The sequence below is a fragment of the Streptomyces axinellae genome, from assembly GCF_039532135.1.
GTDB lineage: Bacteria > Actinomycetota > Actinomycetes > Streptomycetales > Streptomycetaceae > Streptomyces > Streptomyces axinellae.
This window is the reverse complement of sequence record NZ_BAAARJ010000007.1, coordinates 50,784-77,703: the sequence shown is the minus strand read 5'-3', so window position 1 is coordinate 77,703 and position 26,920 is coordinate 50,784. Positions and strand designations below refer to the sequence as shown.

The window sequence follows — 26,920 nt, the reverse complement described above, 5'->3', positions numbered from 1 at the left end:
TGGCCGGGCGGGACGGCCCGCCGGGCCGCCCCCTACCGATTGTTCGGTCGCCGGCGCATTTTGGCTATGGGGGGCCCTGGCCTGTGGACAAATGGCCCGCAGGACCGTTCGATGACCGCAGGGCGTCCACCAAGGGGAGGCAGGGGGCTGTGCCGGATGAACAGATGGCCAGTGGACCGGGAGCGCCCGGTGCCGGTGGGGACACCGGCTCCGCCGCGCGCCCTCTCGACTCGATCGACCGGGACATTCTGCGGCTGCTCCGGGCCGACGGCAGAGCCTCGATACGCTCCGTGGCCGAGCGGGTGCACGTATCCCGGGCCAACGCCTACGCCCGTATCAACCGGCTCATCGAAGACGGGGTCATCCGCGGCTTCAGCGCCCGGATCGACCAGGAGCGGGCGGGCTACGGCGCCTCCGCCTACATCACGCTCAAGATCGTGCAGGACTCCTGGCGCAGCGTGCGCGAAAAGCTCGAAGAACTGCCGGGCGCCGCACATGTGGCCCTGGTCAGCGGGGACTTCGATGTCCTGCTGCTGGTGCACACCTCCGACAACAGGGCGCTGCGCGACCTCGTGCTCACCCGCATCCAGTCGATACCCGAGGTGCTGAGCACCCGCACGCTGCTGGTGTTCGAGGAGACGGACCTGGAGCCGGAGCCGTAGCACGCGGCACGCGGCACGGGGGCGGGCCGAGGGGTCGGAAGGGGCAGGGCTCAGTGGGTGCGCAGGCCCGCGAAAGCCGTACGGACGACGGCCTCGGCGACCTCGGCACTGGTGCCGGTGCCCGCACCGCCACCTGATGCTTGCGCTCCGTCACCGCTCGCCCGGTCGGGGCGGTACCACTCCGCGATCGAGTTGATCATCCCGAACAGCAGCCGGGTGGCGAGCCGCGCGTCGATGTCCCCGCGCAGATCCCCCTCGGCTGCGGCCTCCTTGACCAGCTCCGCCACCCGCTGGTCGAACTCCCGGCGGCGGCCCATCGCCCAGACCTCGGTGCCGGTGTTGCCGCGCACCCGCAGCAGCAGCGTCACATAGGGGAGTTCGGTGATCAGCACCTCGACCGTGCGCCGCGTGACGTGCTCCAGCCGTTCCACCGCGCGCCCCTCAAGCGCCGACGGCTCCTCCAGCACCCCGAACAGGCCGTCCAGGGCGCGGCTTATACCCCGGCGGAGCAGCTCCTCCTTGCCGCGCACATGGTGGTAGATCGAGGACTTGGAGATCCCCGCCGCCTGGGAGAGGTGCTCCATCGAGGTGCCGTCGTAGCCCCGCTCATTGAACACCCGCACGGCGACGGAGAGCAGGGAGTCGGGCGTGTAGGTGTCGCGCTTGACCGTGGGCATGCGGCCGATGCTAGTTCCCCTCCCGGTAAGCCTTGCCCTGTCGCGCCGCCCGGCACGCACTCTCCCGAGCTCTACGAGCAGGGGGCGCCCCCAGTGGCGTTGGCCACAAGCCCTGGCAGCTCCTTCCCCAAGCTCTCAACTCCTCCCCCGGCCTTCGGCCGGGAGGTGCCCCCCCAGAGCAGGGGAGACCCCAATCCAGGACTTTCGGCCGCCTTGCGCTCGCACGCTGCCCCACGCTCGGCTCCGCTCGCGCGGGCGGTGCCCCCACGACGACGCTCCTCGACGGGCAAACATTGCCGGTCACGGCACCAGCCCGGCGCCGAGAGGAGTTATCCACAGGTTCACCGACCCCCTTGCACCGAACGATCGGTCGGTTGCAGTATCTATCACACGGGCGGGCACGGCAAAGGCCCCCGACCGTGACCACGCACTCCCCCGCCCGTTCCTTCCTCTGTCCTGTCCACCGTCTTCCCAGCTCAGCGAGGAGTTGGTCCGCGTGACCACCGGTAACGGATCCACCACGGCGCAGCTCATCACCAAGCACCGTCCGACCCTGGACCGCGCGCTGGACGCGATCCGCACCAGAGAGTTCTGGACGCCGCACCCCGAGCACCCGAAGGCGTACGGCGAGGGCGCGCCCGAGGAGGGGAAGGCCGCCTTCGACGCGCTGCGCGGCAGCCGCTTCGAGGTGCCGGGCCAGCCCGTGTCCGGTGAGTGGACCGCCACCGAAGTCTCCCCGTACGGCCTGGAGATGGGCATCTCCTATCCCCGTACGGACGAGGGAGCCATCGACGCACTGCTGCCGGTCATGAGCGGGGGCCTGCCGGGCTGGCGCCAGGCCGGGCCCGAGGGGCGCGCCGCGGTGTGCCTGGAGATCCTGGCGCGGATCAGCGCACGCACCCACGAGTTCGCCCAGGCCGTGATGCACACCAGCGGCCAAGCCTTCATGATGGCGTTCCAGGCGGGCGGGCCGCACGCCCAGGACCGGGGCATGGAGGCGGTGGCCTACGCCTACGCCGAGCAGACCCGCACCCCGGAGCGGGCCGTCTGGGAAAAGCCGCAGGGCAAGCGCGACCCGCTTCGGGTCACCAAGGAGTTCACCGCGGCCGGGCGCGGTATCGCCCTGCTGATCGGCTGCAACACCTTCCCGACGTGGAACGGCTTCCCCGGCTTCTTCGCCTCCCTCGCCACCGGCAACGCCGTGCTGGTCAAACCGCACCCGCGCGCGGTGCTGCCGCTCGCCCTGACGGTCCGGATCGCGCGCGAAGTGCTGGCCGAGGCGGGATTCGCCGCCGACCTGGTGGCGCTGGCGGCCGAGGCGGAGGGCGACGGCATCGCCAAAAATCTGGCCACCCGCCCCGAGATCAAGGTCATCGACTACACCGGGGGCTCGGCCTTCGGCGAGTGGCTGGAGGCCAACGCCCGCCAGGCGCAGGTCCACACGGAGAAGTCGGGGGTCAACACCGTTCTCCTCGACTCCACCGACGACTACGCGGGAATGCTCTCCAACCTGGCCTTCTCGCTCTCGCTCTACAGCGGCCAGATGTGCACCACCCCGCAGAATCTGCTGATCCCCGCCGGGGGCGTCGCGACCGATGCGGGGCACAAGTCCTACGACGAGGTCGTGGCGGACCTCGGTGCCGCCGTCAGCAAGCTGCTGGGCGACGACGCACGGGCGAACGCCCTGCTGGGCGCGATCGTCGGCGACCAGGTGCGCGAGCGGCTGGAGTCGGCCTCCTCGCTGGGCGAAGTCGCCCTCCCCTCACGGGCGGTGGAAAATCCCGAGTTCCCCGACGCGACGGTCCGCACCCCCGCGATCGTCAAGCTGGACGCCGCCAAGCCCGAAGCCGAGGCGGGCTATCTCGCGGAGTGCTTCGGGCCGGTCTCCTTCGCGGTGGCCGTCGGCTCGACGGAGGACGCGCTGACGCTGCTGCGGCGCACGCTGAGGGAGAAGGGCGCGATGACCGTCGCCGCGTACACCACCTCGGCCGAGGTGGAGCGCCAGGTGGAGGAGGTCTGCTTCGACGAGTCGGCGCAGCTCTCGCTGAATCTCACCGGCGGCGTGTACGTCAATCAGACGGCCGGCTTCTCCGACTTCCACGGCTCCGGCGGCAACCCGGCCGCCAACTGCACGCTGTGCGACGGGGCGTTCGTGGCCGGGCGGTTCCGCGTGGTGGAGGTGAGGCGCATGGCGGCTTCCTGACCGGCGCCGGGGCCCTGATCGACTCCGGGGAGAAGCGCCTGACATCCGGAGGCTGCTCCTGACATCTGGAGACTGCTCCTGACAGCCGGAGGCTGGGCCCGGCATCCGGAGGCTGCGCCTGACGTCCGGGAGAGGGGGGTGGGGCCGGCGACGGGGCAGCGCGGAACCCGGCCCCGGCAAAACCGGCCCCGGCCCCGGCAAAGGATGGGCCGGGGCCGGTGGCGGGGGTCAGTTCGCGGGCTGGCCCGAGGAGACCGTCAGATCGACCTTGTCCTTGCTCGGGTCGAAGTCGTCGAGGTCACTCGGGTTCTGGTCCAGCACCGTGTTCTTGCCCCAGACGTTCTCGTCCTCGGTGGTGACATCGCCGAGCTTCCAGCCCGCCGCGCGCAGGCACGCCTTCACCGAGGTGAGGTCCTTGATGGTCAGATTCGGGATCATGACCTTGCTCTTGTCGTCATAGGACTTGGTGGCGTCGGTGCACTTGCTGGAGTCGATGGTGCGGCTCTTGTCCGGGCCCTTGAACTTCTTGTCCGAGCCGCCGCCGTCGCTGCCGCCGGAGGTGGTGTCCCCACCCGGGTCCACGGACTGTGTGCGCTTCTTGTCGGGCTTGTTGTCGGCCTGCTGGCCCCCGTCGTCGCCCCCGGCGTTCACGATCACGAGGACCAAGGCGACGATGACGGCGAGACCGGCGATGCCGATCCCGGCCAGGGCGCCCGGCGACAGCTTCTTGCCGTTGCCGCCCTGCCCGCCGTGACCCCCCTGCCCACCGTGCGCGCCGTGTCCGCCCTGGGTGGGCGCGAGGTTGTAGGGCGGCGGGGTGGCGGGGCCGCCGGACGCGGCATAGGGCGAGGAAGCGGGCGACGGGGTGGAAGGCCCGAAGCCGGGCTGCCCCATCACGGGCTGCGTGGGCGGCGGGGTGGAAGGGCCGAAGCCCCCGCTGTTGTACGGCCCCGGCTGGTACGGCTGCTGTACTCCGCCCTGCGAGGGCGGGGTGCCCGCCTCGACGGGCGGGAAGACCGCCTGGCCCACGCCCGCGCCGCTGTTGGCGGGCGGGCCGCCGCTGATGATGATCGGCGAGGCGCCCGAGGCGACGCCCGAGCCGCCGATGCGGGCGCACTCGTCGTGCATCGCTTCGGCGGACGGGAAGCGCTCGTTGGGGTTCTTCTTCAGCGTGCGCGCGACCAGGGCGTCGAGGGCCGGCGGCACGGACTGGTTGATGGAGGAGGGCGCGACCGGCTCCTCCTGGACGTGCGCGTAGGCGATGGCCAGCGGCGAGTCGGCGTCGAAGGGGAGCCGCCCGGTGAGCAGCTCGAAGAGCATGATCCCGACCGAGTACAGGTCGGAGCGGGCATCCACACCGCGGCCCAGCGCCTGTTCGGGGGAGAGGTATTGCGGGGTGCCGACGACCATGCCCGTCTGTGTCATGGACGTCACACCGGACTGCATGGCGCGGGCGATGCCGAAGTCCATGACCTTGACGACGCCACGCTTGGTGAGCATCACATTGCCGGGCTTGATGTCGCGGTGGACCAGGCCCATCTCGTGGCTGACCTCAAGTGCCGCCAGCACATCGCCGGTGATCTTCAGCGCCCGGTCGGCCGGCATCGCGCCGAACTGCGCGATGTCCTCGTCCAGCACGGTGCGCAGGGGCTTGCCCTCGACGTACTCCATGACGATGTACGGCACCATCGCGCCGTCGATCTCGTCCTCGCCGGAGTCGAAGACGGACACGATGTTGGTGTGCGTCAGCTTGGCCACCGACTGTGCCTCGCGCCGGAAGCGCTCGCGGAAGGACTGTTCGCGGCCCAGCTCCGTGTGGAGTGTCTTGACCGCGACGTGCCTGTCCAGTACGGAGTCGTAGGCGAGGTACACCGACGCCATTCCGCCCGCACCCAGCAGTGAACGGAGCTCGAAGCGCCCCCCGCCGACCATGCGGCCCAAGTAGTTACCGGCCGCCTGTGCGCCGTCCTCGCTCATCTGACTGCTTCCCCCTCGGCGGCGCTGCCCCCGTGCAGGTACGTTGAGTGATCCATAGACCTGATACTGGCCCAAGTTTGCCCGAGGGCTTGCTCACGTCAAGCTCGTTGCCCGTTCCGTGACCGGATGCGCATACGGCCTTCGCGAGCGCCGCCATCCAGCCGCTTCCGGCTGTTTCACCGGGCCGGGCCCCTGGGCGGGAACGGTGCCGAGTGCGCCGTCGCGTAGCGTCTCGCGGGCCCGGCGAGTACGACTCTGCGCGTCCTTCCGTGTACACGCGGTCGCTGTCTGCGAACTTGCGAGGCCGGTGTTCCAACTTGTTGGATGGCCCCTCTTCCTAACTCTTCCGGAATTCCGTCCCCATCCATGTACCCCCCGCGTGCCTGTAGCCTCCATGGGGGGAGTACGCACCGCGTGAACGTCCGCGGATTCGAATCGACGGCGAGGACTGATGGCACAGACGCAAGCCGCCGGGGGCCCTTCGGACCCCGACGCGACGGGCGGCGGCTCCATGCCCGATTCGCCGGAGTTGTGGGGCAACAACGGCCTCGTCGGCGACGGCAGATACCGCCTTACGCACCGCCTCGGCCGAGGCGGCATGGCGGAGGTCTTCGGCGCCGAGGATCTGCGTCTCGGCCGCACGGTCGCGGTGAAGCTGCTGCGCTCCGACCTCGCCGAGGACCCGGTCTCCAAGGCTCGCTTCACGCGTGAGGCCCAGTCCGTCGCGGGTCTCAACCACCACTCCGTCGTCGCGGTCTACGACTCCGGCGAGGAGATGATCGGCGGCAACATCACGCCGTACATCGTGATGGAGCTGGTCGAGGGCAGCACGATCCGTGACCTGCTGATGACCGCCGAGGCGCCGCCCGCCGACCAAGCGCTGATCATCGTCTCCGGCGTGCTGGAAGCGCTGGCCTACAGCCACCAGCACGGCATCGTGCACCGCGACATCAAGCCCGCGAACGTGATCATCACTCACGGCGGCGCCGTCAAGGTGATGGACTTCGGCATCGCCCGCGCGCTGCACGGCGCGTCCAACACCATGACCCAGACCGGCATGGTCATGGGCACCCCGCAGTACCTCTCCCCCGAGCAGGCGCTCGGCAAGACCGTGGACACCCGCTCCGACCTGTACGCGACGGGCTGTCTGCTCTACGAGCTGCTGACGCTGCGCCCGCCGTTCACCGGCGAGACGCCGCTCTCGGTGGTCTACCAGCACGTCCAGGACGACCCGGTGCTGCCGTCGCAGATCAACGACATCGTGCCGCCCGAGCTGGACGGGCTGGTGATGCGTGCGCTGGCCAAGGATCCGGACGACCGCTTCCAGTCGGCCGAGGAGATGCGCGGGCTGACGCAGTTCGCGCTCCAGATGCTGCACGAGCAAGGCAGCCACACCGGCGGCCTGTGGAACACCGGCCCGGTCGCACACGGTGGCGCCTCGACGCCCGCCATGGGGGTCCCGGGCGCCAACGCCCGCCCGCACCCCTCGCACTCCGAAACCTCGCAGATGGGCGCGCCCATGCTGCCGGGCGCGCGGGACGACGACGGCGGCTTCGACGGCGGGAGCCGGCGCGGCGGTGGCGGCGGCAGGGGCGGCAACGGCCTCAAGTACGCGCTGGTTGCCTTCCTCGCGGTCATCGCCATCGCGGGCGGCGTCGCCTTCGCGCTCAAGAGCGACACGGGCGGCGACAACAAGCCGGACAAGCCGTCCCACTCCAGCTCGGAGACCAAGAAGGAGAAGAAGCCCAAGGAGCCGTCGGACACGCCGACCGAGACCGAGAACGAGACCGAGAACGAGAACACCGGTGCCGGCACGGACAATCCGGGCGACTGGCAGCCGACCGAGACGTCGTCGAACTCGGTGCCCGACCGGCCCCGGCCCACCACCTCGCCGACCGGGGGACCGAACGACACCCCGACCGGCAGCGGCCACGGCGGTGGCCGTGGCGGTGCGTCGAACGGCAGCGGGAACGGCGGGAACACGCCGACCAAGCCCCCCACCGAGTCCGGTGACGCGGACCAGGGCGGTATCACCGAGGGTGGCCAGTCGGGCAACAACGACGGCGGCGAGGGCGACTGAGCCGCCCCGCCGGCGCGCTCGGCTCCCCGTCGGCGCCCTCCACTCCTCATCGGAGCCTCCCGGAGCCCCTCGGTGCCCTCGGCCCCTGTCGGCGTCTTCGGCCGCCTCGGCCCGGGAGGGGCTGACCGCGGTGGTCAGTTGGCGGTGCGGTGGCCCGAATCCCCTACGGCGCAGGCGGATTGACCTTGCTCTCGGCCGACTGTCGTACGAGAGTGACGAGTTGACCCGGGCCGGTTGACGGTTTGATGTTCGTCACTCTGGTGCCGACGTCGCGGAGTCAGTCGCTCCGTTTCCTCTACGATGCGGCTCGTGCAGCCGTCATCGCCCGCCCTCACCGAGAGCACCCTCCGCTCCCTGGTGCGGCGGTACGACGTGGGAGAGCCGCTGTCGTGCGAACCGGTGTCGCAGGGGCTGCTCAACCGCGGCTACCGCCTCGCCACCACGCACGGCAGCTATTTCCTCAAGCACCACCTCGACGGCGACCCCGCCGACCCGGCCGGACTCGCCCGTATCGAGGGCCAGCACCGGGCGACGGCCCAACTCGGGGCGCTCGGGCTGCCCGTGGTCTCCGCGCTGGCGTGCCGCGGGGGGCGCACGGTAGCTGTGGTCGGCGGGCGCTGCTATGCGCTGCACCCCTGGGTCGAGGGCAGCCACCGGCACGGCAGTGAACTGTCGGCCGCGCAGTGCCACCGGCTGGGCGCCCTGCTCGGGCAGGTGCACACCCGTCTCGCGCAGGTCAAACCCCAAGTGCCGGACGCGACCCATGAGAGCGCCGACCTGTCCGCGACCTACGAGGTGATCGGGGAGCTGCTCGTCCATGTGCGGGCGCGGCGGCGCCGCGACAGCTTCGACGAACTGGCCGAACACCGGCTCACCGAGCGCCGCGAACTGCTGCGCCGCTACGCCGACGCCCGCCCGCCCGCGGTGCCCGGCACTTTCAGCGGCTGGGTGCACGGGGACTTCCACCCGCTGAACCTGCTCTACGCGACGGCGGGCCGCGAGCCGAGGCCCGTGGCGATCCTGGACTGGGACCGGCTGGGGGTGCACCCGCGCGCGGAAGAGGCCGTGCGCGGGGCGGCGATCTTCTTCGTACGGCCTGACGGAACGCTCGATCTGCGGAAGATCCGGGGCTTCGCACGGGCGTACCGGTTCTTCGCCGGGGCCTCCCGCGCGGAACTCGCCGCCGCTGTGCACCGGGTGTGGTGGGAGCGGCTGAACGACTTCTGGATGCTGCGCTGGCGCTATCAACTGCGGGACGTGCGCGCGGACCCCCAGTTCCCGGCAGCGGCCGCACTGGTGGTGTGGTGGAGCGCCCGCTACGAGGCGGTGCGGTCCGCGTTCTGCGACTGACCGGATGCCTGGCGGGAAGTCCGGCTGGATGGCTCACCGGATGGCTGAACGGGCGCCCGTCCGGATGCCTGCCGGGATGCCTGTCCGGATGCCTGACCGGAGGGGGCTTCGGAGGAGCGGGTGTGCTGGGGCGGGACGCGCGGGGGGCGGGTGTCATCCGGGGCGAAGCTGTCATCCGGGCCGCGGGTGTCACCTGGGCCGTGGCGCGACCGGCCGGGCGGGCCGGGGACGCCGCTGAGCCGGTGGACGGTCACGAACTCGGGGTCGATCCGCAGATACGCCGGGTCGAACCGCTGTCCGTCGGCCCGCTCGGTCAGCGGCCCGAAGCACCCCAACTGCTCCTCGCTGGGCACGATGAGCCGGGCCTGCCCCACGAACTGCACGGACCAGACCTCCGGGGCGCCCGACTCCACGTTTCCCGCCTCGAAGGCGACAACGTTGCCATCGAGCGCGGAGTGGTACTCGAAACCTCGGTGGATGCGTATGAGCACGCTCTCGCCGTCCACGATGTGCCGGGCCACTGTCACGAAGGGCAGCGCGTGCTTGCTCATCGCGACCCGCCCGTAGCGGATGCTCGGCAGCAGCGTCAGCGCCTCTTCGCGTTCCGGATCCGGTGGCATGCCCACACCCTGCCCCTGTCAGCGGTCCCGGACCAGGGTGATCAGCCCCTATTCGAGGGCCCTTCGGCCCCTTGCGCTCCGGGGAGTGACAGCGGCAGGACGGCGGGGGAGACCGGCGGGGCGGGCGCTCTCGCCGGTGCGGGAGGGGCGCGCAATCGCCGTGCGCGGGGGCGGGCGCGCTATCGCCGTCTGCCGGCCTGGAGTCGGGCCACGTACGCCGCGGCCTGGGAGCGGCGTTCCATGCCGAGCTTGGCCAGCAGGCTGGAGACATAGTTCTTGATCGTCTTCTCGGCGAGGTGCAGTTGCTCGCCGATGGCGCGGTTGGTCATGCCCTCGCCGATCAAGTCGAGGATCTTGTGCTCCTGTTCGGTGAGCGCGTTGATCCGCTCGTCCCCGTCGCCTCCACCGTGGTGCCCGTCCACGGCTCGGCTGCTCCGTCCGTTGCCGGAGCCCTGGCCACTCCCAGCTCCCTGGCCGCTCCCAGCTCCCTGATCACTCCCGGAACTCTGACCACTACCGGCTCTCTGACCACTACCGGCGCGCAGCCGGTCCAGTACGCGCCGGGTCGCCACCGGGTCCAGCAGTGACTTTCCGGCGGCGACGTCCCGTACGGCCGTCAGCAGTTCGCTGCTGCCGATCGCCTTGGGCGCGAACCCCGAGGCACCGGCCATGACCGAGTCGAAGAGTGCCTCCTCGTCCGAGAAGGAGGTCAGCATCAGACAGCGGATGTTCTCGTCGCGCGAGCGGATCTCCCGGCAGACCTCCACGCCACTGCCGTCGGGGAGCCTGATGTCGAGGACTGCCACGTCCGGGTGAAGGGCGTCGATGCGAGCGATCGCCTCGGCGGCGGTACCGGCCTCGCCCACGACCTCGATGTCGGATTCGACCGAGAGCATGTCGCGCACTCCCCTGCGGACCACCTCGTGATCATCGACCAGGAATACGCGGATTCTTCCGTTTTCGGCCACCCGTTCAGTCTCACATACTGATCCTCTCTCCACTCTTCCCGGGCTTCGGCACCCCGGGTTAACGTGCGAGGGTCCGCGGCTCGCGAAGCCGTGACCAGTGATGTCCCTGATTCTTCGCGCAAGTGCTTGGACTTCCGTGTTCTTAGTTGGATATCCGAGCAAAGTTGCAGGTCAGGGGCGCCTCGTGCGTCTATGGAGATACTGGCCATGGCTAGGGGCGTTCCCGACTGAGGTCAGGACGAGCGGGCCGCGACCGGGACAGCAGTCACCGCCCGGTGCCAACCGCGACGCTCCCACCCCGTGCGCCGCACGGGATCGGGCGAGCCTCCCCCCGCCATTGGGCGGGGGAGCCCCAGGCCACCGGCAACCCCGGGGGCCGGACAGACGGAGGAGCACACGTGACCGTGGAGAGCACTGCCGCGCGGAGCGACGCGCGCCGCAGCGGCACCGGACGAAAGAGCGCTACCCAGGCGGCGGAGACCGCCGGGACGGGTAAGGCAGCCGCTACGACCAGCACGGGCGGCCCGAGCGGCGCCCGCAGTACGACGGGCGGAGCGAGCGGCGCCGACGGCGCGACCGGCGCACGCGGGGAGGCGGGCGACCGCAGCGCACGCGCTGCGGCCAAACCGCGCAAGGCCGCGGCGAAGACCCCGGCGAAGGGTTCAGCGAAGGGCCCCACCAAGACCCCGGCCGCGACGACGGCGAAGTCCCCGGCCAAGGGCCCCACGAAGGCCCCGGCCAAGACGTCCGCCAAGTCTCCGGCGAAGGCCCCGGCCAAGACGTCCGGCAAGTCTCCGGCGAAGACCTCCGGAACCAAGGCGTCCGCCAAGGCCGCCGCGTCGGCCGCATCCACCGCATCCACCGCATCCACCGCGTCCGCCGGGACCAAGAGTCCCCGGCGCTCGAAGGCCGTGACGGCGGACGCCCCCGTGGAGACCGGCGCGGTCACCCCCGGTGGCCCCGCGAGCACCGAGCTGGTGCAGCTGCTCACCCCGGAAGGCGAGCGCGTCACCCATCCGGACTACGACGTGGACCTCTCGGCGGAGGAGCTGCGCGGCCTCTACCGCGACATGGTGCTCACCCGCCGTTTCGACTCGGAGGCGACGGCCCTCCAGCGCCAGGGCGAGCTGGGGCTGTGGGCCTCACTGCTCGGCCAGGAGGCCGCCCAGATCGGCTCGGGCCGTGCGCTGCGCGCGGACGACTACGTCTTCCCCACCTACCGCGAGCACGGCGTCGCCTGGTGCCGTGACGTGGACCCGACGATGCTGCTCGGCATGTTCCGCGGCGTGAACCACGGCGGCTGGGACCCCAACAGCAACAACTTCCACCTCTACACCATCGTGATCGGCTCCCAGGTCCTGCACGCGACCGGGTACGCGATGGGGGTGGCCAAGGACGGCGCCGACTCCGCCGTGATCGCCTACTTCGGCGACGGCGCCTCCAGCCAGGGCGACGTCGCGGAGGCGTTCACGTTCTCGGCCGTCTACAACGCGCCCGTGGTGTTCTTCTGCCAGAACAACCAGTGGGCCATCTCCGAGCCCACCGAGCGCCAGTCCCGGGTGCCGATCTACCAGCGTGCCCAGGGCTTCGGATTCCCGGGCGTGCGCGTGGACGGCAATGACGTGCTGGCCTGTCTCGCGGTCACCAAGGCAGCCGTCGAGCGCGCCCGCGCCGGCGAAGGGCCCATGCTCATCGAGGCGTTCACCTACCGCATGGGCGCCCACACCACGTCCGACGACCCCACGCGCTACCGCTCCGACGAGGAGCGCGCCTCGTGGGAGGCCAAGGACCCGATTCAGCGGCTGCGCTCCTACCTGGAGAAGGAAGGGCTGGCCGACGCCGCCTACTTCACCTCCATCGAGGAGGAGAGCGAGGCCATGGGCAAACACGTGCGCGAGGCCATCCGCACCATGCCCGACCCCGACACCATGGCGATCTTCGAGAACGTCTACGCCGACGGGCACGCGCTCGTCGATGAGGAGCGCGCGCAGTTCGCGTCGTACCTCGACTCGTTCGCCGACTCGGACTCTCACGAGGAGGGCCGCTGATGGCCACCACCACCGCCGGCCCCGCCCCGAGCCGCAGCGAGGCGGGGCACGCTTCGAGCACCGGGAACACCGCGAACACAGCGGGCGCTCCGGGCCCGAAGAAGCTGCCGCTCGCCAAGGCGATCAACGCCTCGCTGCGCACCGCGATGGAGAACGACTCCAAGGTCCTGGTCATGGGTGAGGACGTCGGCAAGCTCGGCGGCGTCTTCCGGGTGACCGACGGGCTCCAGAAGGACTTCGGCGAGGGCCGGGTCATCGACACCCCGCTCGCCGAGTCCGGCATCGTCGGCACCGCGATCGGGCTGGCGCTGCGCGGCTACCGTCCCGTCGTCGAGATCCAGTTCGACGGATTCGTCTTCCCCGCCTACGACCAGATCGTCACCCAGCTCGCCAAGATGCACGCGCGGGCGCTGGGCAAGATCAAGCTGCCGGTCGTCATCCGTATCCCGTACGCGGGCGGCATCGGCGCGGTCGAGCACCACAGCGAGTCGCCCGAGGCGCTGTTCGCGCACGTCGCGGGCCTCAAGTGTGTCTCGCCCTCGAACTCCTCGGACGCCTACTGGATGATGCAGCAGGCCATCGAGAGCGACGACCCGGTGATCTTCTTCGAGCCGAAGCGCCGCTACTGGGAGAAGGGCGAGGTGGACACAGCCGCCATCCCGGCCCCGCTGCACACCGCCTCCCTCGCACGGCAGGGCACCGCGCTGACGCTCGCCGCCTACGGGCCGATGGTGAAGGTCTGCCTGGAGGCGGCAGCCGCCGCCGAGGAGGAGGGCAACTCGCTGGAGGTCGTGGACCTGCGTTCGATGTCCCCGATCGACTTCGACACGCTCCAGCGCTCGGTGGAGAAGACCGGCAGGCTGGTCGTCGTCCACGAGGCTCCCGTCTTCCTGGGCACCGGGGCGGAGATCGCCGCCCGCATCACGGAGCGGTGCTTCTACCATCTGGAAGCACCGGTGCTGCGCGTCGGCGGTTTCCACGCGCCGTATCCTCCGGCCCGCCTGGAGGACGAGTACCTGCCGAACCTGGACCGGGTGCTCGATGCCGTCGACCGCGCGCTGGCGTACTGAGGAGAGCCGTGACGATGACTGAAAGCGCCAGCAACGCCGGCAGTGCCGGCAGCGCCGCTCGTATCCGCGAGTTCAAGATGCCCGACGTGGGCGAGGGGCTGACCGAGGCAGAGATCCTCAAGTGGCACGTCCAGCCCGGTGACACGGTCACGGACGGGCAGGTCGTGTGCGAGGTGGAGACCGCCAAGGCGGCGGTGGAACTGCCTATTCCGTTCAACGGCGCCGTACACGAACTGCGCTTCGACGAGGGCGCGACCGTCGATGTCGGCACGCCGATCATCACCGTCGATACGGGACCTGTCGGCGCCGGACAGGAGTCCCGGCAGCCGGACGAGTCCGCGCGCGAGGCCGCGTCCGCGCCGGAGGCCGAGTCCGTGCGGGCCGAGGAGTCCGAGCAGGACGAGCAGCCGGCGGGGCGGCAGCCCGTGCTGGTCGGCTACGGGGTCTCGGCCGGCTCCACCAAGCGGCGGCCCCGTAAGCGCCCCGAGGGCGAAGTCCCGGCCCCGGCCCAGCCGCAGACTCCGGCCCAGCCGCAGGCACCGGCCCAGCCGCAGGCACCGGCCCCGTCGGCGGCACCGGGCGTCAACGGGCATGGTGCGGCGGCGTCCGCCGAGGGGGAGCGCGCGGGACGTCCGGAGCGGCCACTGGCCAAGCCTCCGGTGCGCAAGCTCGCCAAGGACCTCGGCGTGGACCTGAACGCGGTCACCCCGACGGGGCCCGAAGGCGTCGTCACCCGCGAGGACGTCCACGCGGCTGCGGCTCCCGCGACCGGCCTCGCGGCGCCCTCGGCCCCGCCGGGAGCCCCGGCGCCGGGCGCGGCCCCGGACTCCGTACGGCAGGCCCCCGCACCCGGGCTCGAACCGGCGGCGGACGCGGCAGACGCGACGGCGAACGGCGCCCGGGAGACCCGTATCCCGGTCAAGGGCGTCCGCAGGGCGACCGCACAGGCGATGGTCACCAGCGCGTTCACGGCGCCGCACGTCACCGAGTTCGTGACGGTGGATGTCACCCGGACGATGAAGCTGGTCGGCGAGCTGAAGCAGGACCCCGACATGGCGGGCGTCCGTGTCAACCCGCTGCTGTTCGTCGCGAAGGCGTTCCTGCTGGCGATCCGCCGCCATCCGGAGGTCAACTCCGCGTGGGACGAGGAGCGTCAGGAGATCGTCCGTAAGCACTACGTGAACCTCGGCATCGCCGCCGCGACCCCGCGCGGGCTGATCGTTCCGAACATCAAGGACGCGCAGGACAAGACCCTTCCCGAACTGGCGTCCGCGCTCGGGGAATTGGTGAGCACCGCCCGCGAGGGCAGGACCAGTCCGGCGGCGATGAGCGGCGGCACGGTGACGATCACCAATGTGGGGGTCTTCGGTGTCGATACCGGCACCCCGATCCTCAACCCCGGCGAGTCCGCGATCCTCGCCTTCGGGCAGATCCGCGAACAGCCGTGGGTGCACAAGGGCAAGGTCAAGCCGCGCCAGGTCACCACGCTCGCGCTCTCCTTCGACCACCGGCTGGTGGACGGGGAGCTGGGCTCCAGGGTGCTGGCCGACGTGGCCGCGGTCCTGGAGCAGCCCAAGCGGCTGATGACCTGGGGTTGATGCCTCGGGCTGATGGCTGACGGCCTGGGGCCGGTAGCCCAGGACCGTTGGCCCGAGGCCCGAGGCCCGAGGCCCTGGGCTGACCTGGGGCTGAGCCCGTTCCGCAGGCTGAAGGCGCCGTCCGTATCGTGGACGGCGCCTTCGCTTGGATCTCTGTTGTATCTATGGTGTGCACATGTCTTCCGCTGCCGCCGTCAGACAGCCCCCCGCCGCCGAACGTGTCTACCACCACGTCAAGCAGGCCGTCCTGGAACGGCACTTCGAGGGCGGCATGCTCCTGACCGAGGGCGAGCTGGCCGAGGCGGTCGGGGTGTCCAGAACCCCCGTGCGCGAGGCCCTGCTCCGGCTGGAGGTCGAGGGACTCATCCGCCTCTACCCCAAGAAGGGCGCGCTCGTCCTGCCCGTATCGGCGCAGGAGATCGAGGACGTGGTGGAGACGAGGCTGCTGGTCGAACAGCACGCCGTACGCCGTGCGGTGCCTGTCTCCGATGCGCTCGTCTCGCGGCTGGAGGAGCTGCTGGAGGAGCAGCGCGCACACGCCGCCACCGGCGATCTGGCGGCCGTCTCCGTGGCCGACCGCTGCTTTCACGCCACCATCGTCAAGGCGACCGGCAACCACATCCTCACCCGGCTCTACGACCAGCTGCGCGACCGGCAGCTGCGCATGGGCGTCGCGGTGATGCACGCGCACCCCGACCGGATCGCCAAGACCCTCACCGAGCACGGCGACATCCTGCGCACCCTGCGCGAGGGCGACACGGAGGCGGCGGCGCTCGCCGTCCACCAGCACGTCAGCCGCGTACGGCACCTGGTGCGCGGCGAGGACGGGCTCCGCGCGGAGGGGCGCGGACTCCGGGCGGACGGGCACGGGCTCCATGACGGGCGCGGACACGGGCACGACCACGGCAACGGGCTCGCGGGCGGGTCCTGGGGCGGTGCGCTGCGATGAGTTCAGCCGACTCGACCGGCATACGCCTGCCCGGCGACCCGCCGGGCGGCACGCGCGCGATGTGGGTATGGGGTATCGGCGTCGCGGTCTACTTCGTCGCCGTCACCTACCGCACCAGCCTCGGCGTGGCCGGAATCGACGCGGTCGACCGGTTCGGCATCAGCGCCTCCGCGCTCTCCAGCTTCTCCATACTCCAGCTCCTCGTCTACGCGGGCATGCAGATCCCGGTCGGCCTGCTCGTGGACCGCTGGGGCACCAGGCGCATCCTGCTGCTGGGCGTCGTGCTGTTCACCGCCGGACAGTTCGGCTTCGCGGTCTCCGGCTCGTACGCCATGGCGCTGGCCTCCCGCGCCCTGCTCGGCTGCGGGGACGCGATGACGTTCATCGCCGTACTGCGGCTGGGCGCACGGTGGTTCCCGGCCCGGCGCGGCCCGGTGATCGCGCAGGTCGCGGCGCTGATGGGGATGGCGGGCAACCTCGTCACCACGCTGGTGCTCGCGCGCCTGCTCGACGTCTTCGGGTGGACCCCGACGTTCGCCGGCAGCGCGGCGGGCGGTATCGCGATCCTGCTGCTGGTGATCTTCTTCCTCAAGGACCACCCGGAAGGGTTCGCGCCCCCTGCCCGCGCCAGGGAGGAGGGCGGTGCGCCCGGGCCGGGCTTCATCCGGCGGCAGATCACCGAGGCGTGGCGCGAGCCCGGCACCCGGACGGGCATGTGGGTGCACTTCACCTGCCAGTTCCCCGGCATGGTCTTCCTGCTGCTGTGGGGCATGCCGTATCTGGTCGAGGCCCAGGGGCTCGATCGCGGGACCGCGGGTGAACTCCTCACCCTGGTGGTGATCTCGAACATGTGCTGCGGCCTCGTCTACGGCCAGGTCATCTCCCGCCACCATGCCGCCCGCACCCCGCTGGTGCTCGGCACCGTGCTGGCGACGGCCGCCGTGTGGGCCGCCACCCTCGCCTGGCCGGGACGGTCCCCGATGTGGCTGCTGGTCGTCCTCTGCGTCGTCCTGGGAGCCTGCGGGCCCGGTTCGATGATCGGCTTCGACTTCGCCCGCCCCGCCAACCCGCCCGAGCGGCAGGGAACCGCGTCCGGCATCGTCAACATAGGAGGCTTCACGGCCTCCATGACGACCTTGCTCGCCGTCGGCGTACTCCTCGACCTGACCGGCGACAACTTCCGTATCGCCTTCGCCGGAGTCTTCGTTCTCCAGGCGCTCGGCCTCGCCCAGGTGCTCCGGCTGCGGGGGCGCGCGGTGCGGCGCGAGCGTGAGCGCGTCGTGGCCAGCAGGGTCGAGGCGGTACACGTGCCGGTGTGAGGCGCACATGAGTCAACGGGGGCACACCAGCCGCGAGGCGTGTGCCGAACCGCGAGGCGTGTGCGAACCGCGAGGTGTGCGCCGTCAGGGCGTGACGGAGAAGTGGGTGAGGATCGCGGTCGCCAACTCGGCGTCCCCCTCGGTCTTGACGCGGTCCGCGACCGCCTCGGCACGCACCCGCCCGGTGGCCAGCCGCAGATACGTCTCCCAGTCCAGCGACAGCGTCGCCTCTGGCCCCAGCGAAGGGCTGCCGCCCACGCTCGCCTTGCCGTTCGCGTCCACGCGCACGGTCCGCATGAACTCCACCGGGCCGCTCACATCGAAGACCACCGCGGAGTTGGGCGGCGCCCCGGCGTCCTTGCCGACGACCTTGGGCAGGCCCGCCAGCAGCACGTCCCGCGCCACGTGCGCGCCCGCCGAATCCAGGTTGCCCGGCGTGTTGAGCGCGCGCCGCAGGTCCTGTTCGTGCACCCAGACATCGAACGCGCGCGTCATCAACAGCCGCTCCAGGGGCACCTTCCGGGGCCCGAACGGCACCACGGTGTTGATCTCGGCCTCCGGCCCCCGCTTCTCGTTGCGCAGCTGCCGGGAGCGGCGGATGAACGTGTACTCGAACTCGCTGGTCATCTCCGGACCGGTGTGGTGCCGCCGGACATCGACCTGGACCTCCATGTGGCGGCTCGTCTCGTCGCGCACGTGATAGATGTCGCGAGGGAGTGTGTGGATCGGGCGGGGGTCGCCGAGCAACTCGCACTCCAGGCCGATGATGTGGGAGACCACATCGCGAACCGACCAGCCGGGGCACTCGGTCCGCCTGTTCCACTCCCCTTCGGCGAGCGGGGTGACCAGCTCGGATATTGCTTCCATGGACTGCGTCCAGGCGTCAACGTAGGGCTGAAGGCTTGGGTGGTCGGTCACGGAACCCCTCGGCGTTACGGATCGTTCGCGGGCTGGGTGCTCTCAAGTTACGCTGCGCGCGGGCACCCGGCAGTGCTTTTGGGACGATGCTAGGCCCAATCGCCCCCCTCGATCGCATGGACGGTGGTACGGTGCGCGCTTCTCTTCTCCAGATCCAGGTAGACCCGGACGAGTCGGTCAATTCCCGCCGCGAGCGGGTCGCTTCGCTCGTACGCGCCCAAAAAGGTGCGGACCTGGTGGTGCTGCCCGAGCTGTGGCCCGTCGGCGCCTTCGCCTTCGACCGCTTCGCCGCCGAGGCCGAGGACGCGGACCCGGCCGCGGGGCCCACCGCGCTGGCCATGTCGGCCGCGGCGCGGGACGCGGGAGTGTGGCTGCACGCCGGGTCGATCGTCGAGAAGGGCCACGAGGCCGGCGCCCTCTACAACACCTCCCTGGTCTTCTCCCCCGCCGGTGAACTGACCGGCACCTACCGCAAGATCCACCGCTTCGGCTTCGACCGGGGCGAGGCCACGCTGATGACGGCCGGCACCCAGCCGGTGACCGTGCCGCACCCGCAGGCCACACTCGGCCTGGCCACCTGCTACGACCTGCGCTTCCCGGAGCTGTTCCGCGCGCTGGTGGACGCCGAGCCGGAGGGCGCGCGGGTGATCGTCGTCCCGGCGGGCTGGCCCGCCAAGCGCGCGGAGCACTGGTCGCTGTTCGCACGCGCCCGCGCCGTGGAGAACCAGACCTTCGTGCTCGCCTGCGGCACGGCCGGCAGCCACGCGGGCGTCGCCCAGGCCGGCCGCAGCGCGGTCATCGACCCGTGGGGCGAGGTGCTCGCGGCGGCCGACGGCGCGGAGGAGACGGTGGTCACAGCCGACCTCGACCTCTCCCAGATCGACAAGGTCCGGGAGTCCTTCCCGGTCCTGAAGGACCGCGTCCTCTGAGCCCTGGGTCCGGTTCCGGTCCTGGTTCTGGTCCCGGCGGGCGCTTCGCCGGGGAGGTGGCAGGCTGGGGGTATGAACGACCCCGCCGCCACACCCGCCCCTGCCGCCACCCGCCGCCCCCGGGTCCGCGCCCCCGAGCTGTCCGGCGCGGGCGGCTGGCTGAACACGGGCGGTGAGCGGCTCGACCTCGCCTCGTTGCGCGGCAAGTGCGTGATCGTCGACTTCTGGACGTTCTGCTGCGTCAACTGCCTGCACGTCCTGGACGAGCTGCGCGAGCTGGAGGAGCGGCACAAGGACACGGTCGTGGTCGTCGGCGTGCACTCGCCGAAGTTCGTGCACGAGGCCGAGCACGCCGCGGTCGTGGACGCGGTCGAACGCTACGGCGTGGAGCATCCGGTGCTCGACGACCCGGACCTGGCCACGTGGAAGCAGTACGCGGTGCGCGCCTGGCCCACCCTCGTCGTGATCGACCCCGAGGGCTATGTGGTGGCGCAGCACGCGGGCGAGGGCCATGTGCACGCGATCGAGCGGCTGATCGGGGAGCTGGAGGCCGAGCACGAGGCCAAGGGCACACTCCGCCGCGGCGAAGGCCCCGCCCTCCCGTCACCCGACCACCACCCCTCAATGAGCCTCGCGCCCCTGATCCCGGAGCCCGCCGCGACCGACCTCCGCTTCCCCGGCAAGGTGCTCGCGCTGCCGGACGGCGGCTACCTCGTCTCCGACACCACCCGCCACCAGTTGGTGGAGCTGGCGGCCGACGGCGAGAGCGCGCTGCGCCGTATCGGCACCGGAGAGCGCGGCATGGCGGACGGCGCACCGGATGAAGCGCGGTTCAACGAGCCGCAGGGGCTCGCGCCGCTGCCCGACGGCACTGTCCTCGTCGCCGACACCGTCAACCACGCGCTGCGCCGTCTCGACCTGACGACCGGCGCGGTGACGACGGTGGCAGGCACGGGCGCGCAGTGGTGGCAGGGCGCCCCCACCGAGGGCCCCGCGCGCGAGATCGCGCTCTCCTCGCCCTGGGACGTGGCCTGGTTCGCCGACCGCGCGTGGATCGCGATGGCGGGGGTGCACCAGCTGTGGACGTACGACCCGGAGAGCGGGACGGTCCGGGCCGAGGCGGGCACGACCAACGAGGGCCTGGTGGACGGCCCGGCGGCCGAAGCCTGGTTCGCACAGCCCTCCGGGCTCGCCGTCGCACCGGATGGAGCGAGATTGTGGTTCGCCGACTCCGAGACGAGTGCGCTGCGCTGGGTGGAGCGCGCCGACGTACCGGACGATGCGGACGCGACGCGGGGCGGCGGTGAGGGCCGGTTCGTCGTCCGTACCGCCGTGGGCACCGGGCTGTTCGACTTCGGTCACCGCGACGGCCCCGCCGACCAGGCGCTCATGCAGCATCCGTTGGGCGTCACGGCGCTGCCGGACGGTTCGGTGGCCGTATCGGACACCTACAACCACGCGCTGCGCCGCTTCGACCCGGCGACCGGTGAAGTGAGCACCCTGGCAACCGACGTGCGCGAGCCGTCGGACGCCGTGCTGGCGGCCGACGGCTCGGGCGACCTCGTGGTGGTGGAATCGGCGCGCCACCGGCTGACCCGGCTGCGGCTGCCCGAGGACGCGGTACGGGTGGCGGGTGTCGCGCACCGCACACAGCGCGCGGCCACCGACGTCGCGCCGGGTGTACTGCGGCTGGACGTGGTCTTCCAGGCGCCCGCGGGCCAGAAGCTCGACAATCGCTACGGCCCCTCGACCCGGCTCATCGTCAGCGCCACCCCGCCCGAACTCCTCGAACAGGGCGACGGGCAGGGCACGGAGCTGACCCGCGAGGTGCGGCTGGCCGGGGGCGAGGGCACGGAGGGTGTCCTGCACATCTCCGCCATGGCCGCCTCCTGTGACGAGGAGGGCGAGTTCCCCGCCTGCCATGTGCACCAGCAGGACTGGGGCGTTCCGGTACGCCTCGACGCCGACGGCGCCGACCGCCTGCCCCTGGTGCTCGCCGGGATGGACGAGAAGGGCCTGGCCGGCTAGCCCGGCCTGGGCGGCCGGCTCCGGGAATCCGTGGGGCGGCTCACTCCCAGTGGTGCTTGTTGACCTCTTCGATCACCGGTGCGCCGGGGGACGGGGGCTGTACACGGCGCCGCTTCAGGATGCTGATGTAGGCGCACAGGCCGATCGTGCCGACGATGAGCAGGATGATGCCCATGACGTCGACGTTGAGACCACTGATGTCCCAGTCGACGGCCAGGGTCAGGATCGCGCCCACGGCCATCATGCCGATGCACACGACGATGCCCATGAATGGTGCCTCCAAGCTCGGTTGAGCCATGCGGCTCGTGCCCCGAACTGGCTCGTTTCCCGGGCCGGTTCGCTTACCGGGCCGCGAGTACCCGGGCCGGGAGCGGCCATTCAGCACACCTGACCCCGGCCGCACGCCCCCGCCTCACTCCCCCAGGAAGGCGGTGAGGCAGTTGGCCAGCAGGAACGGGTCCTTGGCGCCGCACAGTTCGCGGGCCGCGTGCATGGAGAGGATCGCGACGCCGATATCGACGGTGGTGATCCCGTGCCGGGCCGCGGTGATGGGGCCGATCGTGGTCCCGCAGGGCATGTCGTTGTTGGACACGAAGCTCTGCCAGGGCACGCCCGCTCGCTCGCAGGCCGCCGCGAAGACGGCACGGCCCGCGCCGTCGGTCGAGTAGCGCTGGTTGACGTTGACCTTGAGGATCGGCCCGCCGTCCGGCATGGGGTGGTGGCCGGGCTCGTGCCGCTCGGGGTAGTTGGGGTGCACGGCGTGGCCGGTGTCGGAGGAGAGGCAGACGGTCCCGGCGTAGGCGCGGGCCCGGTCCTCGTAGGAGCCGCCGCGGGCGTAGACCGACCGCTCCAGGACCGAGCCCAGCAGCGGGCCCTGGGCCCCGGTGTCCGACTGGCTGCCGTTCTCCTCGTGGTCGAAGGCCGCCAGTACGGGGACGCAGGTGGGCGCGGTGTCGTGCTGGGCGGCGGCGGCCAGCGCGGCGGCGCCCGCGTGCACCGACAGCAGGTTGTCCATGCGCGGCCCTGCCAGGAGTTCGCGGTCGCGCCCCAGGTAGGAGGGGGGCTCCACGCTGTGTGCCATCAGGTCGAACCCGGCGATCTCGTCCGCCGGGACCCCGCTCTCCTCCGCGAGGAAGCGCAGCAGGTCCCCCTCGCGGGGCCGGCCCAGCCCCCAGACCGGGGTCATATGGCGCTGCCGGTCCAGCTTGAGGCCCTCGTTGGCCTGCCGGTCGAGGTGGATGGCGAGTTGCGGGACGCGCAGCAGTGCCCGGTCCACGTTCACCAGGTGGGTGGAGCGGTCACGCAGGGTCAGCCTGCCGCTGAGGCCGAGATCCCGGTCCAGCCAGGTGTTGAGCAGGGTTCCGCCGTAGATCTCCACGGCGATCTGCCGCCAGCCGTGTGCGCCGGTGTCGGGCACGGGCTTGACGCGCAGGTTGGGGGAGTCGGTGTGGGCGCCGACGATGCGGTACGGCGTCGCGGGCGTTGCCCCCTCGGGGACGTACCAGGCGATCAGGGCGCCGCCTCGCAGCACGTACTTGCCGCCCGTGCCCGCGTCCCATGCCTCGGTCTCCAGCACTCGCCGGAAGCCCGCCTTCTCCAGCAGCGCCGCGGCGTTGGCCACCGCGTGGTACGGCGAGGGGCTCGCGGCGAGAAAGGACATCAGACCGTCGGTGTGCCCGCGGTCGAACGGCATGGTTTCGCTCATGTTCCCAGCTTACGGCCGCCCTGGTCACAGCCGATTGCCGCCCGCGGACCGCCCGCGGAGCCAGGCAGAGCCGGGCCGGAGCCACCCCGGGCCGCGCAGCGGGAGCGCCCCGCTCCCGGGGGTGCGGGAGCGGGGCGCGGTGGGGTCACCGGGCCGGGGTCTGGGGCCACCGGGCCGGACCCTCGCGGCTCAGAAGGCGTTCTCGTCCAGGTCCATGACCGACAGATCGACGGCGTCGGCCTGCTCGCGCTGGGCGGAGACGAGGGGCAGGACGTTGGCCGCGAAGAACTTCGCCGCCGCGATCTTGCCCTGGTAGAACGGCACGTCCTTCGGGGCGGCGTCCGCCAGCTTCTCGGCCGCGACGGCGGCGCCGCGCAGCAGCAGGTAGCCGACGACGACATCGCCGGACGCCATCAGGAAGCGGGTGGTGTTGAGCCCGACCTTGTAGATGGACTTGATGTCCTTCTCCGTGGCGGCCAGGTCCGTCAGCATCGTGCCGACGATGGCTTCCAGGTCGGCGGCGGCCTTGGCGAGGTGGTCGCGCGAGCCGGCCAGTTCCTCGCCGCCGCGGGCGTCGGCCAGGAACTTCTTGATCTCCTCCGAGAGGGCGGTGAGGGCCTGGCCCTGGTCGCGGACGACCTTGCGGAAGAAGAAGTCCTGGCCCTGGATCGCGGTGGTGCCCTCGTAGAGGGTGTCGATCTTGGAGTCCCGGATGTACTGCTCGATCGGGTACTCCTGGAGGTAGCCCGAGCCGCCCAGCGTCTGGAGGGACTGCGCCAGCTGCTCGTAGGACTTCTCCGAGCCGTAGCCCTTCACGATCGGCAGCAGCAGGTCGTTGAGGCGCTTGGCCGCGGCGGCGTCCTCGCCGTTGTGCTCCTTGACCAGGATCTCGTCCTGGACGGCGGCGGTGTAGAGGACGAGGGCGCGCATGCCCTCGGCGTACGCCTTCTGCGTCAGCAGTGAGCGGCGCACATCGGGGTGGTGGGTGATGGTGACGCGCGGCGCGGTCTTGTCGGTGAACTGCGCGAGGTCGGCGCCCTGCACCCGCTCCTTGGCGTATTCGAGGGCGTTGAGGTATCCGGTCGAGAGCGTCGCGATGGCCTTCGTGCCGACCATCATCCGGGCGAACTCGATGATCTTGAACATCTGGCGGATGCCGTCGTGCTTCTCGCCCAGCAGCCAGCCCTTGGCGGGGCGGCCGGATGCGCCGAAGGTCATCTCGCAGGTGTTGGAGACCTTCAGGCCCATCTTGTGCTCGACGTTGGTGGCGTAGACGCCGTTGCGCTCGCCCAGCTCGCCGCTCTCCCAGTCGAAGTCGTACTTCGGCACGATGAAGAGCGAGAGGCCCTTGGTGCCGGGACCGTGGCCCTCGGGGCGGGCGAGGACGAAGTGCACGATGTTCTCGGACATGTCGTGCTCACCGGAGGTGATGAAGCGTTTGACGCCCTCGATGTGCCAGGTGCCGTCGTCCTGCTGGGTGGCCCTGGTGCGCCCGGCGCCCACGTCGGAGCCGGCGTCGGGCTCGGTGAGCACCATGGTGGAGCCCCACTGCTTCTCGGCCATCAAGGTAGCCACCTTGTGCTGCTCCTCGGTGCCCTCCTCGTACAGCACTCCGGCGAAGGCCGGGCCGGAGGCGTACATCCACACGGCCGGGTTGGCGCCCAGGATCGTCTCGGCGAAGCCCCACAGGAGCGAGCGCGGCGCCGTGGTGCCGCCGATCTCCTCCGGAATGCCCAGCCGCCACCACTCGGCGTCCATGTACGCCTGGTAGCTCTTCTTGAAGGCCGCGGGGACGGGCGCGGTGTGGGTGTCCGGGTCGAAGACCGGAGGCGTGCGGTCGCCCTCCTCGTACGAGGAGGCCAGCTCGTTCTCGGCCAGCCGGGCGATCTCGCTCAGCACGCTCTTGGCGGTCTCGATGTCCATCTCCGCGAACGGACCGGTGCCGTAGACGGTGTCGCGCCCGAGCACCTCGAAGAGGTTGAACTCGATGTCGCGGAGATTCGACTTGTAGTGCCCCATGGCGACGGCTCCGTTGTGGCTCGCTCGTACTTGTCAGTATTCCCAGTGATGATGCTACCCGTCGGTAATAAGAAGCAACCCCCCGCCCGCATCTGTGACTCGTTACTCTCTTCGGTATGTACGGCTACGACCAGACCGGTGCTCAGGCCGGACAGGGCCACGGCTATCCGCACGCCGGGCACCCCGGCCAGCAAGGGCACCACCAGCAGGCACCGCCTCCGCCGCCCTACGGGGCGCAGCAGGGGGCGCCGCCGTACGGTCAGCCCGGCGGGCAGCAGCCGCTGTACCCCGAGCCGTCGCCGCCCTCCCTCCAGGAGGCGGTGCGGGCCTTCACCACCGGTTCGATGTCGGCCGAGGACTTCCAGGGCGTCTTCTCCGGATCGAAGGTGTACTGCCCGCGCGGCGACAACCCCGGCTTCCTCGCGCTGCACAACACCCAGCAGCCCGTCATCCCCATGTTCAGCACGCTCAAGGAGCTGCGCGCCTACGCGGGCAAGGAGTCGAAGTATTTCGTCATCACCGGCGCCGAGGTCCTCGACCTGCTGCCCTCCGGGTACGGCTTCGTGCTCGACATGGAGGGCGAGCACCGGGTGGTCTTCGACGCGAAGGCGGTCGAGGAGATGGTCGACTTCGCGATGCGCCGGATGTACGGCTGAGGGCTGAAGCCGACAGCTGACGATGTGCGGCCCGGGGCCCTCTGTCCCTGGGGTCTGTGTGGGCTGGTGGTCCTCCGGGGAATCCCCCGGTGCGGTCGGACGTTCACCCTTCAACTAAATTGAACGGTGAACCATCTGGAGGTCGCCATGCCCGCCGTCACCGTCGAGAACCCGCTCGCGCTGCCCCGCATCCCCGCCCCGGCACCGGAGAGCGCGCAACCCCGGCCCGTCCGCACCGTCTCCACGGCGCCCAGCGGATTCGAGGGCGAGGGCTTCCCCGTGCGCAGGGCCTTCGCCGGGATCGACTACCGGCACCTGGACCCCTTCATCATGATGGACCAGATGGGTGAGGTGGATTACGCGCCCGGCGAGCCCAAAGGCACCCCCTGGCACCCGCACCGCGGCTTCGAGACCGTGACCTACCTGCTCGACGGCTCCTTCGTGCACCAGGACTCCGAGGGCGGCGGCGGGGTCCTCAACGACGGTGACACCCAGTGGATGACGGCCGGCTCCGGACTGCTGCACATCGAGGCGCCGCCCGAGGAGCTGGTGGTCAGCGGCGGCCTCTTCCACGGGCTTCAGCTCTGGGTCAACCTCCCGGCCGCCGACAAGATGAAGGCGCCCCGCTACCAGGACATCGGCGGCGGCAACGTGAAGCTGCTGACCACCCCCGACGGCGGCGCGCTGCTGCGGCTCATAGCGGGCACGATCGACGGACACGAGGGCCCCGGCATCACCCACACCCCGATCACGATGATCCACGCCACCGTCTCCCCGGGCGCCGAACTGACCCTCCCCTGGCGCGAGGACTACAACGCGCTCGCCTACGTACTGGCCGGGCGCGGTACGGCGGGCACGGACCGGCGCCCCGTGCACACCGGCCAGACCGCCGTCTTCGGACGCGGCAGCACCTCCCGCGGCGGATCGGGCTCGCTGACGCTGCGCGCCGACGCGTCCCAGGACTCCCACACTCCTGACCTGGAGGTGGCGCTGCTGGGCGGCCGTCCGATCAGGGAGCCGATGGCGCACTACGGGCCGTTCGTGATGAACAGCCACGTAGAACTGGCCCAGGCTTTCGAAGACTTCAAGGCCGGCCGCCTCGGCCGGGTCCCGGCCACCCGGAGGGCACCCCAGAGCTGAGGCG

General features: G+C 71.1%; 20 protein-coding genes and 1 pseudogene. 13 read left to right on the top strand and 8 right to left on the bottom strand.

Translation table 11 applies throughout. From position 1 onward, the window contains the following. Window positions 1–149: 149 nt before the first annotated feature. The gene (locus tag ABD339_RS12225) at window positions 150–662 is read left to right on the top strand and encodes an Lrp/AsnC family transcriptional regulator (RefSeq protein ID WP_425575968.1); all 513 of its coding nucleotides are present in this window, start codon (window positions 150–152) and stop codon (window positions 660–662) included. Between the two features lie 50 nt (window positions 663–712). On the opposite strand, the gene ABD339_RS12220 is transcribed toward ABD339_RS12225, so the two are convergent. Further along, window positions 713–1,339 (bottom strand): TetR/AcrR family transcriptional regulator, encoded by a 627-nt coding sequence (locus ABD339_RS12220; RefSeq protein ID WP_344565204.1) that lies wholly within the window; start codon window positions 1,337–1,339, stop codon window positions 713–715. 496 nt (window positions 1,340–1,835) lie between these two features. Between ABD339_RS12220 and paaN the strand changes: the two genes are divergently transcribed. Then, window positions 1,836–3,542: a phenylacetic acid degradation protein PaaN gene (gene paaN / locus ABD339_RS12215; RefSeq protein WP_344565202.1), complete on the top strand. Its 1,707-nt coding sequence runs from the start codon at window positions 1,836–1,838 to the stop codon at window positions 3,540–3,542. Window positions 3,543–3,770: 228 nt separating this feature from the next. Here the strand turns inward: paaN and ABD339_RS12210 are convergent, their stop codons facing one another. Continuing rightward, window positions 3,771–5,519: a protein kinase domain-containing protein gene (locus ABD339_RS12210; RefSeq protein ID WP_344565200.1), complete on the bottom strand. Its 1,749-nt coding sequence runs from the start codon at window positions 5,517–5,519 to the stop codon at window positions 3,771–3,773. 451 nt (window positions 5,520–5,970) lie between these two features. On the opposite strand from ABD339_RS12210, the gene ABD339_RS12205 reads away from it, so the two are divergent. Continuing rightward, entirely contained in the window at window positions 5,971–7,599 is a 1,629-nt protein-coding gene (locus tag ABD339_RS12205; RefSeq protein WP_344565198.1) for a protein kinase domain-containing protein, read from the top strand. 309 nt (window positions 7,600–7,908) lie between these two features. Further along, window positions 7,909–8,949: a phosphotransferase gene (locus ABD339_RS12200; RefSeq protein WP_344565194.1), complete on the top strand. Its 1,041-nt coding sequence runs from the start codon at window positions 7,909–7,911 to the stop codon at window positions 8,947–8,949. Here ABD339_RS12200 and ABD339_RS12195 read toward each other — a convergent pair. Together ABD339_RS12195 and ABD339_RS12190 are read right to left on the bottom strand one after the other, a co-directional pair. Next, the gene (locus ABD339_RS12195) at window positions 8,916–9,569 is read right to left on the bottom strand and encodes a pyridoxamine 5'-phosphate oxidase family protein (RefSeq protein ID WP_344565192.1); all 654 of its coding nucleotides are present in this window, start codon (window positions 9,567–9,569) and stop codon (window positions 8,916–8,918) included. The two genes, ABD339_RS12200 and ABD339_RS12195, sit on opposite strands and share 34 nt — an antisense overlap. 179 nt (window positions 9,570–9,748) lie before the next feature. After that, entirely contained in the window at window positions 9,749–10,537 is a 789-nt protein-coding gene (locus ABD339_RS12190) for a response regulator (RefSeq protein ID WP_344565188.1), read from the bottom strand. A gap of 911 nt (window positions 10,538–11,448) precedes the next feature. On the opposite strand from ABD339_RS12190, the gene pdhA reads away from it, so the two are divergent. The 5 genes and pseudogenes from pdhA (at window position 11,449) to ABD339_RS12165 (ending at window position 17,521) form a co-directional block, all read left to right on the top strand. After that, entirely contained in the window at window positions 11,449–12,585 is a 1,137-nt protein-coding gene (gene pdhA, locus ABD339_RS12185; protein ID WP_344565625.1) for a pyruvate dehydrogenase (acetyl-transferring) E1 component subunit alpha, read from the top strand. After that, window positions 12,585–13,655 carry an alpha-ketoacid dehydrogenase subunit beta gene (locus tag ABD339_RS12180; protein WP_344565186.1) on the top strand — a complete coding sequence of 357 codons (1,071 nt, stop codon included), beginning with the start codon at window positions 12,585–12,587 and terminating at the stop codon, window positions 13,653–13,655. Before pdhA ends, ABD339_RS12180 begins: the two co-directional genes overlap by 1 nt. Window positions 13,656–13,669: 14 nt before the next feature. After that, window positions 13,670–15,253 (top strand): dihydrolipoamide acetyltransferase family protein, encoded by a 1,584-nt coding sequence (locus ABD339_RS12175; RefSeq protein WP_344565184.1) that lies wholly within the window; start codon window positions 13,670–13,672, stop codon window positions 15,251–15,253. 175 nt (window positions 15,254–15,428) lie between these two features. After that, window positions 15,429–16,076 (top strand): annotated as a pseudogene (locus ABD339_RS12170) (GntR family transcriptional regulator); the annotation flags it as partial. Between the two features lie 122 nt (window positions 16,077–16,198). Beyond that, complete coding sequence (locus ABD339_RS12165; RefSeq protein ID WP_344565182.1) at window positions 16,199–17,521, top strand: MFS transporter; 1,323 nt, start codon at window positions 16,199–16,201, stop codon at window positions 17,519–17,521. 84 nt (window positions 17,522–17,605) lie between these two features. Here ABD339_RS12165 and ABD339_RS12160 read toward each other — a convergent pair whose 3' ends face one another. Further along, the gene (locus ABD339_RS12160; protein WP_344565180.1) at window positions 17,606–18,439 is read right to left on the bottom strand and encodes a maleylpyruvate isomerase family mycothiol-dependent enzyme; all 834 of its coding nucleotides are present in this window, start codon (window positions 18,437–18,439) and stop codon (window positions 17,606–17,608) included. A 131-nt stretch (window positions 18,440–18,570) separates the two neighbouring features. Here ABD339_RS12160 and ABD339_RS12155 point away from each other — a divergent pair, with 131 nt between their 5' ends. Together ABD339_RS12155 and ABD339_RS12150 are read left to right on the top strand one after the other, a co-directional pair. Beyond that, window positions 18,571–19,368: a carbon-nitrogen family hydrolase gene (locus tag ABD339_RS12155; protein WP_344565178.1), complete on the top strand. Its 798-nt coding sequence runs from the start codon at window positions 18,571–18,573 to the stop codon at window positions 19,366–19,368. A 72-nt stretch (window positions 19,369–19,440) separates the two neighbouring features. Then, window positions 19,441–21,396 carry an NHL domain-containing thioredoxin family protein gene (locus ABD339_RS12150; protein WP_344565176.1) on the top strand — a complete coding sequence of 652 codons (1,956 nt, stop codon included), beginning with the start codon at window positions 19,441–19,443 and terminating at the stop codon, window positions 21,394–21,396. 40 nt (window positions 21,397–21,436) lie between these two features. Here ABD339_RS12150 and ABD339_RS12145 read toward each other — a convergent pair whose 3' ends face one another. The 3 genes from ABD339_RS12145 to ABD339_RS12135 form a co-directional block, all read right to left on the bottom strand. After that, the gene (locus ABD339_RS12145) at window positions 21,437–21,664 is read right to left on the bottom strand and encodes a hypothetical protein (RefSeq protein ID WP_344565624.1); all 228 of its coding nucleotides are present in this window, start codon (window positions 21,662–21,664) and stop codon (window positions 21,437–21,439) included. Window positions 21,665–21,808: 144 nt separating this feature from the next. Further along, the gene (locus tag ABD339_RS12140; RefSeq protein ID WP_344565174.1) at window positions 21,809–23,101 is read right to left on the bottom strand and encodes a M18 family aminopeptidase; all 1,293 of its coding nucleotides are present in this window, start codon (window positions 23,099–23,101) and stop codon (window positions 21,809–21,811) included. A gap of 189 nt (window positions 23,102–23,290) precedes the next feature. Further along, window positions 23,291–25,120: an acyl-CoA dehydrogenase gene (locus ABD339_RS12135; protein WP_344565172.1), complete on the bottom strand. Its 1,830-nt coding sequence runs from the start codon at window positions 25,118–25,120 to the stop codon at window positions 23,291–23,293. A 116-nt stretch (window positions 25,121–25,236) separates the two neighbouring features. Between ABD339_RS12135 and ABD339_RS12130 the strand changes: the two genes are divergently transcribed. Both ABD339_RS12130 and ABD339_RS12125 read left to right on the top strand, forming a co-directional pair. Beyond that, window positions 25,237–25,776: an SseB family protein gene (locus ABD339_RS12130; protein WP_344565170.1), complete on the top strand. Its 540-nt coding sequence runs from the start codon at window positions 25,237–25,239 to the stop codon at window positions 25,774–25,776. Between the two features lie 147 nt (window positions 25,777–25,923). Further along, window positions 25,924–26,916, top strand: a complete 993-nt coding sequence (locus tag ABD339_RS12125; protein WP_344565623.1) for a pirin family protein — start codon at window positions 25,924–25,926, stop codon at window positions 26,914–26,916. Window positions 26,917–26,920: the final 4 nt, after the last annotated feature.